A 15,801-nucleotide genomic window follows, 5' to 3' on the forward strand; every position below is an offset into this window, starting at 1 on the left:
TAAATGGTTATCATTAAATTCAAAATAAAAAAAATAATATTTAGATTTAGATATCTAAATATTTTCTTTGTTCGTATCCAAATACTTGGACACGGTATTCGTCCCATTCTTGGTATTTGAGCTCTAGGAATTTTTCACTGATGTGAGGGCCTAAAGCGCCAAGGATTAATGGATCCTCTTCAAGAGCATGGTAAGCTTCCCATAAACTTGATGGTAAGACTTTAATGCCCATTTCTTCCCTTTCTTGTTCGGTTAACTGGTAAATGTTGATTTCGGTAGGTTCACCTGGGTCAATCTTGTTCTGAATACCGTCGATACCTGCCTCTAACATTACAGCAAATGCAAGGTATGGGTTACATGCAGGGTCAGGTGCCCTATATTCGATACGGGTTGCTTTTCCACGAGCTGCTGGAACTCTGATTAAAGCGGATCTGTTTTTAAGACCGTATGCTCTGTATACTGGAGCTTCATAACCTGGCACTAAACGTTTGTATGAGTTTACAATAGGGTTAGTGATTGCGGTTAATGCAGGTGCGTGTTTAAGTAATCCTCCCATGAAGTGGAGAGCATCTTTTGACAGACCGGTTTCTGAATCAGGGTCGGAGAATAAGTTTTTGTCTCCTTTGAATACGGATTGGTGACAGTGCATTCCACTACCGTTTACACCGAAGAACGGTTTTGGCATGAATGTTACCCTGTAATCCAATTGATCAAATGTAGCCATGTTGTCTACAATAGCTTTGATAGCTTGTTTGAATGTAATTACTGCATCTGCAGTTTTAAGAGCATCTCTAAATCTGAATGCAATTTCGTTTTGACCCGGAGCCACTTCGTGGTGAGAAGCTTCAACTTCAAAGTCCAATTCCTCTAAGTTTAAAGTTAGCTCTCTTCTGAAGTCAGGTCCTTTGTCTAAAGGTTCCACATCAAAGTAACCTGCTTCATCGTATGGCATCGGATATCCGTTTTCGTCAATGTCAACAATAAAGAATTCAGGTTCAGGACCGATGTTATATTTCAATCCCATTTTTCCGATTTTTGCTAAGGATTTTTTAAGAACGCTTCTTGGGTCTCCAATGAATGGTTCGTGTTCTGGGGTCCATACATCACAGATGAATCTACATACAGCAGATTCTTCAGGTCTCCAGGATAATCTGGAGTAAGTGTTGATGTCCGGTTTTAAAACGAGGTCACTTTCATTGATTCCGACGAATCCTGCAATTGAAGATCCGTCAAATAACATTCCTTCAACGATTAGGTCTTCCATATCTTCTTCATTGAATGGAATGACAATATTTTTTACTGTACCATTTATATCGACAAATTGTAAACGGATAAATTTAATGTTGTCCTCTTTCATTTGTTCGATAACGCTTTGCATTTTTTCTTCATCAATTTCGCTCATAAGATCATGCTCCAATATTTCTAAATAATATTGAGTAAATTAAAGTAGTCGGAAAGTATCTTCCTACCTTGGAAATATATTTCCATCTTATTGTATATAAATGTTTTGAAAATTAGTAATTAATGTTTATTATGTGCGTTTTCATATATTAATGTATAATATTTATTTTTTTTAATGGAAATTTCAGTATTGATTTTAAAATTTCATAGTATTTTGTTTAAATTTGAATAAAAAATGAGTAAAATGTTGGGTCATTGTTTAAATTCCAACACTAAAATTTAACTTTTACAAGTTCAGAAATGGTCAAATTCACTTCCAAAGTATTCATGCACCTTTTCAAGTTCTTCGGGAATATTTAGCATTTGAGTGCAGAACGGCAAACATTCCATGCATTGCACGCAGCTGTCCGCCCTTGAATCATCATCCATTAATGTGAAATATTGCATTGCACTGGCTTTAGGGTCATTCAACATATGTGCAATATTGTATTCGGTTAAGCAATTGATGATGTCAACGCCATGCGGACATGGCATGCAGTAACCGCATCTAGTGCATTTGTTTCCAACTGTCTGTCTGTATTCCCTTGCAACTTCCCTTATGATTTCATGATCATAATCGCTGATTTCGTCCATTTTTGAGGCAGTTTCGATATTCTGCTTGACTTGTTGCAGTGAGGTCATGCCGCTTAAGACACAGTCAACATCATCCCTGTTCCATAAATACTGCAGCGCCCATTCGACAGGAGTCCTTTTAACCTCTGCCACGTTCCATAAATCCTGAACTGCTTGAGGTATATTTTGAACCAAGCTGCCTCCGCGAAGAGGTTCCATAACCATGCTGCCAACATCCACCTCTTTTAGATAGTTCAATCCCATCACTCCAGATTGGTAATACTCGTCAAAGTAGTTCATTTGGGTCATTACAACCTCCCATTTGGGGTATTCGTCAAGCACTTCGATTACATAATCGACTTCCATGTGTGAAGAGAAGCCGACATGCTTCACTTTGCCGCTTGATAGGCAATCGTCAAGAAAATCAAAGACCTCCAAATCCTTGACCTTATACCAGTCAGGCTCTGTAAGTGAATGAAGCAAGTAGATGTCTATATAATCGGTCTGGAGTTTTTTGAGTTGTTCATCAAGATAGTAGTCGAATTCTTCTTTTTTATCGATGGCCCATATCGGTGATTTTGTTGATAAGATGATGTCGTCTCTGTAGCTATTTTCATTTAAAAAATTTCCTAGGAATATTTCACTGTTCCCTCTTCCTTCTAATGTGGCGCTATGATATGGATAAGCGGTATCGATAAGGTTTATTCCATTTTCAATTCCATAAGTCAGCATCTTTGATGATTCTTCCTCATCAATTTCATCATTGGAGCCCTTTGTTGGAAGTCTCATGGTTCCAAAACCAAGTCTTGAAACCTCTAGGTTGGTTTTTCCAAGTCTATTGTATAACATTTCAAATCCTCAATAACTTAACAATAAGATTATCTTTCATTAATGAAATATAAAATTGTTATGATTTGAAAAACAAAGTTTTAAAAAAAGTAGTTTAGATGGAATTCCTGGGATATTGGATGCCGGGGGCGGGATTCGAACCCGCGATCTCACGGTATCCCAGGAATAAGCTAGAGCACTGCTTTATTACCCTATGAGCCGTGCGCTCTAACCAGCTGAGCCACCCCGGCATCTAACAAATATATTTATTCTAATCATTACATTTAAAGTTTTTGTTTTTTTAATTATTTTAGCTATTTTTTAAAATTTTGGGAAATATTTAATAACTTTTGATGATATAATTATAATTATTATTTATATCATGGTGATTTTATGAGCAAAGTTAAAGACATGTCATTAGCACCTGAAGGTGTTAGAAAAATCGAATGGGTTCAAAAACACATGCCTGTTTTGGAACACATCAAAGCTGAATACGAAGAAACCCAACCTTTCAAAGGAATTACAATAGGGTCATGCCTGCACTTGGAACCTAAAACCATCAATTTAGGTTTGACATTAATGGCCGGTGGAGCAGAAGTTGCAATGACTGGATGCAACCCGCTTTCCACTCATGACGATGCCGTAGCTGGAGCAGCCGATTTGGGATTGAATGTTTATGGTTGGAGGGAACAAGACGACGAAGAATACTATCAAACCATTAACATGGTGCTTGACCATAAACCGGACATAATCATCGATGACGGAGCAGACATGATTATGGTGCTCCACAACGAAAGAACAGAACTCCTGTCCCATATCAAGGGGGCCTGTGAAGAGACCACAACCGGTGTTCACAGACTACAAGCAATGCATGCTGACGGGGCACTAAAATTCCCTGTAATCGCTGTTAATGATGCTTACACCAAATACCTATTCGACAACAGATACGGTACAGGCCAATCCAGTTTCGATGCAATCATGGGAACAACCAATATGGTGATTGCAGGTAAAACTGTAGTTGTCTGCGGATACGGCTGGTGTGGCCGTGGACTGGCACTCAGGGCAGCTGGTTTAGGTGCAGATGTAATCGTAACAGAAGTAGATCCAATCCGTGCTTTAGAAGCAAGAATGGACGGATACAGAGTAATGACCATCAGAGAAGCAGTAAAACAAGCGGACTTAATCATTACCGTAACAGGCAATGCAGACATCATATGTGGCGATGACTTCAAGTACATGAAAGACGGATGCATGCTTGCAAACTCAGGACACTTCAACGTGGAAATTAACAGGCCAGACCTTGAGGCAATCTCAACCGAAGTAAAAGAAGTAAGGGAAAGTATTGAAGAGTTTACCACAAAAGACGGTCGTAAAATATACCTGCTAGCTGACGGCAGATTAGTGAACTTATCAGCAGCAAGAGGACAAGGACACCCTGCAGAAATCATGGACATGAGTTTTGCAGTACAGGCACTATCCGCAAAACACATCCTAGAAAACGACTTGCCAGTAGGCGTAACAAAAGCGCCTGATGAAATCGACTACAATGTTGCTTCAATGAAACTAAAAGCAATGGGAATTGAAATCGATTCATTGACTGACAGTCAAAAGGCATATTTGGCAAACTGGCAGGAAGGAACATAAATTCCTTCAAATTTTCTTTTTTTATGTCTTATTTTAGATATATTGATAATGGAAATGGCCCGACCAAACTGTTTATTGGTGGGGTTCATGGAAACGAGGGCGCTACCTCTTTAAAATTCATTGAAAGAATTAAAATTGAAGACCTATCGCCCGGACAATTCTATTTTTATAATTTTGATAAGACTCCCTACATTTCAACAATCAAAAAGGAGTATTATGACTCTCCTTTAGGTCAAAGGATCTTGGATTTGATAGAGCATTTCGAACCGGATTTCTACACTGAGCTTCATTGCTATGACCTAAAAAATTATGATAAGCTAACATCAATGGAGAGATATAAAAAAACAGGCATTCCTCCGTTGATTAAAGTAGGCAATTATGTTTTGGTATCGTCTGTATCTCCATTAATTAGAATGACCTATTTTTCAACAAAAACTGTATGTAAAACTTTAGAATTCCCATGCTTTGAAAAATTAACTCCTGATTTAGTTGAGGAATTTGATTTTAATAAGGATTTGGCCATTGAAACTTATGAGAAACTTTTAAGACTTATTCTCAAATCACCTTCAAGGGAAAATTTTGAAAGTGAGATAGTGAAAGATTATGCTCCACAAGTTGAGTTGGCTATGGAATATGCAGAAAAAGTATTTGGAAAAGATTTTCCACCTTATTGAAGACATTGATGGCTCCTGGGTAATTGGTGGTGAGAAACCATCAACATCTGGATTCATTATCTTATCAAATATTTTTCAAATAGCTTTCGCCGCATCCATTACGGCTGCCATTTCGTGTTTTGCAATCTGGGGTGCGTGGTGGTAGATTGCATTGGATATTCAATGAAATGAATCCAATTAATTATATCATATTAATTATATTTAAAACCATGCGTCAAGGCTTCCTTGAGATGAATTTAAATTTTTAAGTCTGTCAGATGCCTTTGAAACACGTTCTTCAGAAAAACCATGCTCGTAGCATAAAAATTCAATGAGTTTGTCCTTTTTTGGTTTTTCCCATTTGATTTTGTAGTCGGTGTTCACATTATGGTTTAGGAATAATTCTCTTACTTCATCCAAATCATGGCTTGATTGCTGTTGGAGTTCGGCTATTTTTTCTTTTAGTTGCCCTTTATGAGCTAATTTAAGTGCAGTTTTAGCGCCAACTCCTTTAAGGCCTTCGCAAAAATCAGTTCCAATTAAAATTCCCATGTCAATTAATTCCTCTCTGGTAATGTCCAGTTCTCTTAGCACCCTATTCAATTCGTAATATTCCAGATTTCCCAGATTTGAATTGATTGCCAGGTTTCTTACAACTCGTTTAGCTCCAAAAAGTAAACAGTCATAATCCTGGGAAGCCACTGCATATGCATCACCATTAGCCACCAGGTATGCGGCCTGGGCTTCTCCTTCTCCTTTAGCTTCAACATAGGGTATTCCCATCAATGTCAATAATTTTTTAGAAGATTCAATTATTTCGGGCGACAGTTTTGATGATCTCTTTGCGAATTTACGTGCTTTTTCTGTATCTCCTTTGGCTAAGGATTCTTTATATATCTTTTCTGCTTCGTCTCGCACTTCTCTTCTTTTTGCTTGTGTGTCACTTTTAAGCTCGGAAGACCTTCCATCAAAAACGTAAATTGGTTTGATGTCCTTTTCAACCATTGATGAGTTTCTGTATAAAATTCCACTTAAATGTGAGGTGATGTTTCCGTTTTCATCAGTTAGCGGTCGTCCATCTCTTTGCCTTATTGTGGATAAAAATTGATAAAGGGTATTAAATGCATCAATTGAAACTGCTCTTCCTTCAAGGTCTTTGAAATCAATTTTTTCAGGTTCGATTATGTCTTTTAGCTTAACACCCATGATATCACTATTCTTTGAAATAACTTATAGGATATACCTCTTTGGACCATATGACCACATTTTTCTTGTGTATCAGTATGTATTCACGCACTAACATGTCTTCGTTGGCGTGGAATAGGTTTAAAATTTTTGCGGATGGCTTTTCAAGATAAATGTCATTTACCTTTGTTATTGTTTCGATTTCATGTTCCAGTATTATTCTGCCGGTGGTTTGGTCTTCTTTAAGCAATTTTTCAATAACTGTATTGCTGCATCTGTCTTTTGGAATGTAAGATAGGCCGTAAACAAGAGGGCGGCCATGTTTATGAAGAATGACTTCTCTTAAATCTACTTCATCGCCTACATTTATTTGAAGTTTTTCAGCAATGTCTTCATCAGCTTTTTCCATGTGTTGGTCTAGTATGAATAGGTTAATGTCACCATATAAGACATCTAGAATTGTAACAACTGGCCCCTCTATTGATGAAAAAACTTTTTGCAATGTTGAAAGTTTTATATCGTTTTTCTCCTCTAACTCTTTTATTTTTTCTCTAACCACATTTGGTATGGTTTTAGGTTTGGAATTCATTTAAACACCTCTAAATTTCTGTAAAATGGCTTATTGGAAATATTTCTTTAATCCACATTAAAATTTCATCGCAATTGATGATTACATAGTCACGAGCTAACATGTCCTCATCAGTGCCGAATATTTCTTTTAGCCTGTCATTTGGCTTTTCAATGCATATATTTCTGATCTCTCTTCTTGATTCGATATCGTAATTTTTTAAAATCCTTCCGATTGGGATGTCTGCTCTAATTAAATCCGCACAAATATCATTGTTACATCTTGATAATGGAATGTGTGAGATTGCATATATCAAAGGGTTGCCGTCTTTGTGCATTATAACTTCCCTGAAATTGATTTGTTCGCCTTGACGAACATTTACTAATTTTGCCTGTTCCGCATTGGCATCTTCAAAATGTTGGTCCAGGGTTTTTAGAGTAATTTTACCATATAAAACATCTAAAATGGCCGTAATTGATCCATCAGTTGTTAGAAGGATTTTTTGGGTGTTTGAAAATGTTTCACCGTAATTTTTTTCAACGTCGTTTATTTTATCTATCAGTGCTTTGTTTGCTTCGTTTTTTTCTTGCGTCATTTAAATCATCTATAAATCTTTTGGATTTGTGATAACTCCTGTAATTGCTGAAGCAGCCACTACTTTTGAGTTAGATAAATATACTGAAGAATTAGGATCTCCCATTCTTCCTTTAAAGTTTCTATTTGTTGTGGATATGCATGATTCGTTTTCGGATAACACTCCCATATGTCCTCCAAGGCATGGTCCGCAACCTGGATTGCATATGATTGCTCCTGCATCTATAAATGTGTCAATGTAGCCTAAATGCATTGCTTGCTGGTATATCTCTCTTGAAGCGGGGAGTATTAATAGTCTGATATCATTATTAATCTTTTTGTCTTTTAATATTTCAGTGGCATCTTTTAAATCTGACAATCGTCCATTGGTACATGAACCAATTAAGCATTGGTCGATTGGAGTACCTTCGATTTCAGACATTGCCTTAACATTGTCAACATCGTTTGGGCATGCTATTTGGGGCTCCATATCTGTAATGTCAAAGTGCAATTCCTGTGAATAAACAGCATCAGTGTCTGATTTAACAACATTGAGTTCAGATTCTTTTTTGCCGGTTCTGGTGCAAATATAATTGATTACATCATGGTTTGGTTCCATTATTCCATTTTTTGCTCCCATTTCAATGGCCATATTGCACATGGTTGCTCTTCCTTCAACGCCCATGTTCTCTATTGTCGGTCCGCAAAACTCGGCGGTTTTGTAAGTGGCGCCGGCAATGCCGATTTCACCAATAATGTTCAGTATAATGTCTTTTGGAGCAATATATGGATTGATTTCACCTTCAACAGTCATTTTTATAGCTTCAGGAACCATGAACCAGGTTTTTCCGGTTGCCCAAACCATTGCAAGGTCTGTCGCTCCCATTCCGGTTGAAAATGCTCCAAAGGCACCATAGGTACAAGTATGTGAATCGGCGCCGACAATGACTTTTCCAGGTTCTACCAATCCCATTTCGGGGACTACCTGATGGCAAATTCCCTCGCCGTGAATATAATTTTTTGTGATATTTTGAGTTTTAATGAAGTTTCTGCACACCTTTTGAAATTCGGCGGAGCCAATTGTATTTGCCGGAACATTGTGGTCGAATATAATCGCAATCTTTTCCGGGTCCCATACATTGTCTGCTATTTTCTCAAAGGTCTTGATAGCAGGGGGGCTTGTTCCGTCATGGGACATTGCAAGGTCAACAGGTATTTCAATTATTTCTCCGGGTGTTACTTCATGACCTGCCTTTGATGATAGGATTTTTTCAGTAATGTTCATAATATGACCTTATCCTTTTGTATTTTTAACTATCTCTTTAAATACTTTATCGTTAATGTATTTTCCTTCTTCCCTTGATTTTTTAACCTGTTTTACAATTTCAATAAGCTCGTCATCAGTAACGTCTAATTCGCATTCATTTAATTTAGCCCTCACGGCTCTGCAACCGGAATGCTTGCCCAATACGAGCTGCCTTTTTTGACCGACCAATTCAGGGACATATGGCTCGTAGCATAACGGTTCTTCAATTACTGCATCAACGTGGATTCCGGATTCGTGTCTGAATACATTGTTTCCTACAACTGGCTTGTTGTATGGTATTGGAAGGCCGCTGGCCTTGGATACCATGTCTGATATCTCCTTTATGTATTTTGTTTTGAAACCATAATCCTTTCCGTATAATATCTTTAAAGCCATGACGAGTTCTTCCAGTGATGCGTTGCCCGCTCTTTCACCGAGTCCATTTACAGTGGTCGATATTCCTCCTGCACCTGCAAGCACTCCTGTAATTGAGTTGATGACAGCAAGGCCGAAGTCATTGTGGCAGTGAAGTGCAAGCATTACTTTTAAATCTTTTACAAGTTCTCTAACTAAATAGTCAATCCCTTGTGGAGTGATTGCGCCTGTAGTGTCTGCAATATGGACTCTATCGGCACCGCATTCTTCGGCTTTTGAGTATATTCTTTTTAAGAAATCAATATCTGTTCTTGTTGCATCCTCGGCAGAGAATGCTACATATAATCCATGATCTTTTGCATAATCCACAGCGGTTTCACAAAGGTTAATTGCATCCTGTCTTGTAATGTGCATTTTATGGTCTAAATGGATATCTGAAGTTCCAACGAAAGTGATAATTCCATCCACATCACAATCTAGGGCGGCGTCAATGTCTCCTGGCTTTGTCCTGGTTAAAGCAATGATGTCTGCATCCAATCCTTCAGAGGCTATTGCTTTAACGGTTTCCTTTTCTTTTTCTGAAACTATTGGAAAACCGGCCTCAATCTGATGGATTTTAAATTTATCAAGCTTTCTGGCTATTTCTAGTTTCTCTTCAAAGCTAAAACAAACTCCTGGTGTTTGTTCCCCATCTCTTAATGTTGTATCATATATTATTAAATCATCTGGGAATTTTAGTTCGGATTCTTTATTGTAATGGCTTATAAAGTATTGCAAGATATCACTTCAATAAAATTAATATTAATAATTATATAATATTATTATTTATTTATTATTATAACTTTTCTAAAAGTTCCAAATATGATGTTCTTTCAAATCCATCTGTGATGCCTAATTTTTCAAATAATTTGAATATTGACTCTTGAGCTTCACTGTAGTCTTTTCCGTCATCTAAAGCTATTTCTATTTCCATATAAGGGTCAAGACCTTCAACATCGTCTAGTGATATTTCAAAATTTTGGTATGAGAAATATTGGCGGTCTTTTCTCACTGTTCTGACTTTTTCAAATCCGAGGGCTTCAAATATCTCGCTGCATTGACTGCTATTGGCGATTCCCATCTCGATTTCCTTTCTGGTTTTTGATTTTGCATCGATTTTGGGGCCCTTGTATGTTATGAAAATATTGGTTTCATTGTTTTGTTTTGTAGTTCTTATTCTCAAGGCCTCATCAGTCTCTGCAAAATCGACGACTGGGCTGTTAAAGTAGATGTCCTCTTGAAATTCATCTTTGGTTTTTACAGCACCAATTTGGGAGAGTTTGTCCTCAATTTCTTTAAAACTATTTATTTTAGCTTTGACTTCAACTTCTATCATATTATATTATTATGTTGCAGTTGATTGTTATAGGTATCTCATCAACAGTATTGTGTTGTAGATGAATGTTGTTAAAAGTGGTGTCCTTATTTGTTTTTTAGATATTATTATTAAAAAGGGGTAACATTTATAAATGAGTATTATCAATATGATGTTTTTAAATTCATTTATAAATAAAAACCTATTTTGAGAAATTTAAAATTTCTAATTTTTTTCAAAATTTCTTTATATGCTTTATATAAACATACCTTTATATACTATTTAAATTAAATATTTTATTAGTAAAAATTTAAAGGACTTTTTTGTTTTCTTAAATTTTACTCACTACTTTTAATAACTTATGGAGGTTTTAAATTGACCGATGTTGATATAAAAATTGAAAACATTGTTGCTTCTGCAAGCATTGGTAAAGACATAGTTCTTACTGAAGTGTCTCAAGCTTTGGAAGGGGTTAATTTTAATCGTGAACAGTTTCCGGGACTAGTTTTTAAACTTAAAGATCCTAAAACCGCAGCATTAATTTTTAGCTCTGGTAAGCTTGTTTGTACTGGAGCAAAATCTATAGATGATTCTAAATTAGCAATCAAGAAAACTGTAGATTTAATGAGGACTGTCGACACTGACATTCCCGAAGAATTTGAAATTAAAATTCAAAACATCGTGGCTTCTGCAAACTTAGAATCCACATTAAACTTGGAAGCTGTAGCTTTAGAACTTGAGGATACAGAATATGAACCTGAACAATTCCCAGGTTTAGTATACAGATTATCTGATCCTAAAGTTGTTTTATTATTATTTGGTTCTGGTAAAGTTGTCTGTACCGGAGCTAAAACCCGTAGTGACGCTAAATTAGGCGTCGAAAGAGCTTACGATAGATTAAGTGAGCTAGATTTAATATAATTTGGTGGTATTATTGATTAAACTTGTAGTATTTGACTTAGATAATGTTATAATTGATGGTGAAGCAATAGATGAGATAGGAAAATTAGCAAATGTTGAAGATGACATAGCTGAAATTACTGAAAAAGCTATGCAAGGTGAAATAGACTTTGAAACTTCTATTAAAGACAGAGTACAACTTCTCGAAGGAACTTCCATTGAAGATATCGAGAAAGTGGCTGATGATCTTCCTTTAATGGCTGGTGCAGAAAAAACCATCAATTGTTTAAAAGAAAAAGATGTTGATGTAGCTATCATTAGTGGTAGTTTTGATGTAGTAGCTGAGAAAGTAAAAGATAAACTTGGAGTAGAAACAGTTTATACTAATAGTTTCACAGTCGAAGATGGTAAATTAACTGGTGAAGTGACTGGTCCTTTGGTATCTGGTTCTAAATTAGATGTCTTAAAAGACCATGTTGAAAAAGCAGGGCTTACTTTAGATGAAGTAGTCGCTGTTGGAGATGGCGCTAACGACATTTCCATGATTGAATCAGCAGGTTGCGGAATTGCATTCAATGCAAAAGATTCTGTAAAGGAAATTGCTGATGTAATAGTAGAGGAAAAAGACTTGTGCAATGTCTTAGATGAAATTCTTAATCAATTAACCACTGAAGAAGAAACTGAAACTGTTGACGACGAAGAAGCTGTTGAAGAAGAAGCTGCTGATGAACCTGCAGAAGAAGAAGTAGTTGAAGAAGAAGCTGCTGAAGAAGAAGCTGTGGAAGAGGAAGTAGTTGAAGAAGAGGCTGCTGATGAACCTGCAGAAGAAGAAGCTAAAGATGAAAAAACTGAAGCTAAAAAAGGTAAAAAGGATAAAAAAGAACTTCCTAAATCTGATTTTGTTCTTGCTGACACTATGGAAGGTGTAAGAAAACAAAAAGATGAAAAAGAAGCTGAAATCTCCAAAGTTGCTGATGAAAGAGAAGAATTCAATAAAATAGCTAAGGAACAACGTAAAATACGTGATGAATTGAACGCATCACTAAAAGAAAACTTAAACAAAGCTATTGAATACAGAAACGAGCGTAATGAAATCAACAAAGAAGTTGAAGCTGCTAAAAAGGCTCGTAATGATGCAAATAACAAAATCAAAAGCCTTGAATGGTCTTCAGGTAAACGCGATAAAATCAAAATAGAAAATGAAATCAAAAAGATTGATAAAATCATTGAAACTCGCGTTTTAGACATCAAAAAAGAAAATCAGCTTGTTAAAAATGCAAACGATTTGAGAAAACAGTTAATGGAAATTCATGAAGATGAATCCGTTAAAACTGAAGCTCAAGAACTTAAGAAGTTATCTGAAGAAGAGCATGAAAAAGTTATTACACTTTCCGAAAAAGCTCAAGAAGCTCACGAAAATATGCTTACCTACTTCAGAAAGACTGATGATATTAGGACTGCAGCTGACGAAGCTCATAAAAAATTCATCGAAGCACGTAAAAACGCTTCTGCTAAACATGAAGAATTTAAAGTTATCTTAAGCGACATCCATGTTATCAACAAAAAATTAGGTTCCAACAAGCCTAAAAAGAGGAAAAGTGATAACAAAGGCGGTTCTGGTTCTAACAAAAATCGTGAAGAAAAAGAAAGAGCTGAAGAAATCTTTGCTAAATTCAAACAAGGTGGAAAAGTTTCCACTGAAGAGATCTTACTCTTGCAAAAATACAATATAGGTTAAATTTTTTAACCTTTATTTTTTTTATTTTTAAGGTTATAACATGTCAGAAGAAAAAATTGAAACTTGTTTTATTTGTGGTAAAGAATTTGACATGGCAAAAGCGGAGTTAGGCTATTACAGAAACGGTCAATTTCCTATTTGTGATTTTTGTGCTGATTTTTACCGTTTTTATAATGAAGATTTAACTTCCAAGAATGAATAATCCTTTTTTTAATAATCTTTTCTCATTTTCACTAATCTTCTAAATAGAAATATTTTTATATAATAAATTTTATCATAATAATTTGTAATAATTTAGAGGTTGGAAATATAAATGCATGAAGTAATAATTTGCGAAAAGCCGAGTTCTGCTGAAAAAATAGCTAAAGCATTATCGCCTGGCGCTAAAAAGAAAGTTTATAATAAAAAAGTTAAATATTGGGAACTTACACGTGATTCTAAGGATATTACAGTTGTATCCGGTGTTGGTCATTTGTACTCATTAGTCCCCGAAAAATCCAAAAGATATAAGGTTTCTTTTGACCTTCACTGGGCTCCTTCTCATGAAGTAAATAAAAGCAGCTCATATACTCGCGATTATTTAAGAACCATTAAAAAAGTTGGTAAAAATGCAGACTCATATATTCATGCATGCGATTATGATGTCGAAGGAACCTTGATTGGGTTCAATGCCTTAAAATATGCCTGTGGGGAGGATTCTTTAAGCAAAGCATCAAGAATGAAATTTTCCACATTAACAAAAAAGGATATCATCGACGCTTATGAGAATCGAATTGACATTGACATGCATCAGGTAGATAACGGTATTGCCCGCCATATTCTCGATTATTACTTTGGAATGAATATTTCCATTGCACTTTCCAATTCCGTTAGAAAGACTAAACACAGATTCTTGAAATTATCCGTTGGAAGAGTGCAGACACCAACTTTGTCCATTCTAGTCAAACGTGAAAAGGAGATTAGGGAATTTGTACCTGAACCTTATTGGGTTATCAGAGCTATTTTGGACTTTGAAGGCATTGAAATTAAGCACGTTGCCGGAAATATTTTCGACCGTGAACTGGCTGAAGAGATATTCAACAAGTGCAATGGCAAAGATGCTGTCGTTGATAAGATCAACTTCACCAATTCAAAGACCAGGCCTCCAGTTCCATTTAATTTAAGCGGTCTTCAGGCTGAAGCTTATAGCGTATTTGGATTTTCACCTAAAAGAACTCAGATTGCTGCTCAAAACCTTTATAGTGCAGGTTATACTTCTTACCCACGTACTTCATCTCAAAAATTGCCGGAAAGCCTGGGTTTCGATTCAATATTCAAACAGTTATCCGCCAATCCGGAGTTTAAAAAACACATTTCCAAGCTTCCTTCTAAATTAGTGCCTCATAACGGTAGAAAGGATGATGCTGCCCACCCTCCTATTCACCCAACAGGAATATTGCCTAAGAAATTGAATAGTGATGAGCAGAAGATTTATAGTCTTATCGTTTACAGGTTCATTGCGGTATTTTTCGAATCAGCCAAATTCGAAACCATGAGTGCCACTTTGGATATTGAAGGTGAAAAATTCCGTTTCAAGCGCAGGAGAGTTACTCATAAGGGATGGATGGAACATTATCCGTTCAAAAAGATTGATGATGAAAAATTCCCTGATGTTCAAGAGGGGGATATAATGAGCGTTAAGGAACTTATTTCTGACGAAAAGGAAACCAAACCTCCTGCTCGTTACAATCAGGCTTCTTTAATCAAAGAACTTGAAAAGAAAAATCTCGGAACCAAAGCCACCCGTGCCGATATTATTGATAAGCTGTATGACAGGAAATACATAGACGGAACCAAGATTGAAGTTAACCAATTGGGGGAAAATCTAATAGATACCCTAAATACCTATTGTGATAATTTGACTTCAGAAGAGCTTACAAGGGATTTGGAAAATAAACTTGAAGGCATTAATCAGGATAAGGCCACTAAAGAGAGCGTCATTAACGAAGGAGAAAAGGATGTTAAAGAAATCCTAACAGACATAGACAAGAATGTTAACGGTATCGGATCTAAACTTTACGAAGCTTACCAGGCAAGCAATATTGTTGGCGAGTGTAAGTGCGGAGGAAAACTTGTTAAAAGGTCCGGCCGATATGGGGACTTTGTAGGATGCACCAACTATCCAGATTGTAATGTAACCTATTCCCTTCCAAGAAATGCAAGCATTATCAAAAGCACCTGTGAGAGATGCGGTCTTCCAATGATTATTGCAGGCAAAGGCAAGAACAAGCAGGAAATGTGCCTTGACCCGAATTGCGGTAAGGATAAGACCAAACCTCATGACCCTAAAGTCGTTGGGGAATGTCCAAAATGCGGAAAGGATTTGCTAAAACGTTCAGGCAGATTTGGGGATTTTGTAGGTTGCAGCGGTTTTCCTAAATGTAATTTCACATGCTCTCTGGAAGAACTTGAAAGCAAATTGAAATAATTATTAAAGATATTGGAACTTTAATCCAATATGCATTACTTTTTAATGTTTTTGATTAGGTTATAATATTTTTTCATTGAAAATTATTATCTTTTTTTAATATGTTTGTAATTTTGTATAAAGTCCCATATGCAAAATACTTAATAAGGTTAAAAAATAAAAATATAATCTAATAAAAATATTAGCAAAAATTTTAA

Annotated in this window: 14 protein-coding genes and 1 tRNA gene; 6 read left to right on the plus strand and 9 right to left on the minus strand. The window is 36.1% G+C overall.

Going from position 1 to position 15,801, the window contains the following annotated elements:
• Window positions 1-46 precede the first annotated feature (46 nt).
• The 3 genes from glnA to IJE64_RS09820 form a co-directional block, all read right to left on the minus strand.
• Window positions 47-1,402, minus strand: coding sequence for a type I glutamate--ammonia ligase (glnA, locus tag IJE64_RS09810; protein WP_292785330.1), 1,356 nt, complete (start codon window positions 1,400-1,402; stop codon window positions 47-49).
• A 293-nt stretch (window positions 1,403-1,695) separates the two neighbouring features.
• Entirely contained in the window at window positions 1,696-2,862 is a 1,167-nt protein-coding gene (locus IJE64_RS09815; protein ID WP_292785332.1) for an aldo/keto reductase, read from the minus strand.
• A gap of 120 nt (window positions 2,863-2,982) precedes the next feature.
• Window positions 2,983-3,092, minus strand: a tRNA-Met gene (locus IJE64_RS09820).
• Window positions 3,093-3,234: 142 nt separating this feature from the next.
• Between IJE64_RS09820 and IJE64_RS09825 the strand changes: the two genes are divergently transcribed.
• Window positions 3,235-4,485, plus strand: a complete 1,251-nt coding sequence (locus IJE64_RS09825) for an adenosylhomocysteinase (RefSeq protein WP_292785334.1) — start codon at window positions 3,235-3,237, stop codon at window positions 4,483-4,485.
• A gap of 23 nt (window positions 4,486-4,508) precedes the next feature.
• Window positions 4,509-5,159 carry a DUF2119 domain-containing protein gene (locus tag IJE64_RS09830; protein WP_292785336.1) on the plus strand — a complete coding sequence of 217 codons (651 nt, stop codon included), beginning with the start codon at window positions 4,509-4,511 and terminating at the stop codon, window positions 5,157-5,159.
• A gap of 201 nt (window positions 5,160-5,360) precedes the next feature.
• Here IJE64_RS09830 and fen read toward each other — a convergent pair whose 3' ends face one another.
• Genes fen through cyaB form a run of 6 tightly spaced genes read right to left on the minus strand, consistent with a single transcriptional unit; the run spans window position 5,361 to window position 10,520 of the window.
• The gene (fen, locus tag IJE64_RS09835; protein WP_292785338.1) at window positions 5,361-6,344 is read right to left on the minus strand and encodes a flap endonuclease-1; all 984 of its coding nucleotides are present in this window, start codon (window positions 6,342-6,344) and stop codon (window positions 5,361-5,363) included.
• Between the two features lie 7 nt (window positions 6,345-6,351).
• Window positions 6,352-6,912 carry a chorismate pyruvate-lyase family protein gene (locus IJE64_RS09840; RefSeq protein WP_292785340.1) on the minus strand — a complete coding sequence of 187 codons (561 nt, stop codon included), beginning with the start codon at window positions 6,910-6,912 and terminating at the stop codon, window positions 6,352-6,354.
• A gap of 10 nt (window positions 6,913-6,922) precedes the next feature.
• The gene (locus IJE64_RS09845; protein WP_292785342.1) at window positions 6,923-7,486 is read right to left on the minus strand and encodes a chorismate lyase; all 564 of its coding nucleotides are present in this window, start codon (window positions 7,484-7,486) and stop codon (window positions 6,923-6,925) included.
• 9 nt (window positions 7,487-7,495) lie between these two features.
• Complete coding sequence (hacA, locus tag IJE64_RS09850) at window positions 7,496-8,749, minus strand: homoaconitase large subunit (protein ID WP_292785344.1); 1,254 nt, start codon at window positions 8,747-8,749, stop codon at window positions 7,496-7,498.
• A gap of 9 nt (window positions 8,750-8,758) precedes the next feature.
• Window positions 8,759-9,922 (minus strand): homocitrate synthase family protein, encoded by a 1,164-nt coding sequence (locus IJE64_RS09855; protein WP_292785346.1) that lies wholly within the window; start codon window positions 9,920-9,922, stop codon window positions 8,759-8,761.
• A gap of 58 nt (window positions 9,923-9,980) precedes the next feature.
• The gene (gene cyaB, locus IJE64_RS09860; RefSeq protein ID WP_292785348.1) at window positions 9,981-10,520 is read right to left on the minus strand and encodes a class IV adenylate cyclase; all 540 of its coding nucleotides are present in this window, start codon (window positions 10,518-10,520) and stop codon (window positions 9,981-9,983) included.
• 354 nt (window positions 10,521-10,874) lie between these two features.
• Here cyaB and IJE64_RS09865 point away from each other — a divergent pair, with 354 nt between their 5' ends.
• The 4 genes from IJE64_RS09865 (at window position 10,875) to topA (ending at window position 15,604) form a co-directional block, all read left to right on the plus strand.
• A complete protein-coding gene (locus IJE64_RS09865; RefSeq protein WP_292785350.1) occupies window positions 10,875-11,420 on the plus strand; it encodes a TATA-box-binding protein in 546 nt (181 codons plus the stop codon).
• A gap of 13 nt (window positions 11,421-11,433) precedes the next feature.
• Complete coding sequence (gene serB / locus IJE64_RS09870) at window positions 11,434-13,137, plus strand: phosphoserine phosphatase SerB (protein WP_292785352.1); 1,704 nt, start codon at window positions 11,434-11,436, stop codon at window positions 13,135-13,137.
• A gap of 40 nt (window positions 13,138-13,177) precedes the next feature.
• Window positions 13,178-13,339 (plus strand): hypothetical protein, encoded by a 162-nt coding sequence (locus IJE64_RS09875; protein ID WP_292785354.1) that lies wholly within the window; start codon window positions 13,178-13,180, stop codon window positions 13,337-13,339.
• Window positions 13,340-13,450: 111 nt separating this feature from the next.
• Window positions 13,451-15,604, plus strand: a complete 2,154-nt coding sequence (topA, locus tag IJE64_RS09880; protein WP_292785356.1) for a DNA topoisomerase I — start codon at window positions 13,451-13,453, stop codon at window positions 15,602-15,604.
• The last annotated feature ends 197 nt before the right edge of the window (window positions 15,605-15,801 follow it).

Origin of the sequence: Methanobrevibacter sp., assembly GCF_017409525.1 — an archaeon.
Taxonomy (GTDB): domain Archaea; phylum Methanobacteriota; class Methanobacteria; order Methanobacteriales; family Methanobacteriaceae; genus Methanocatella.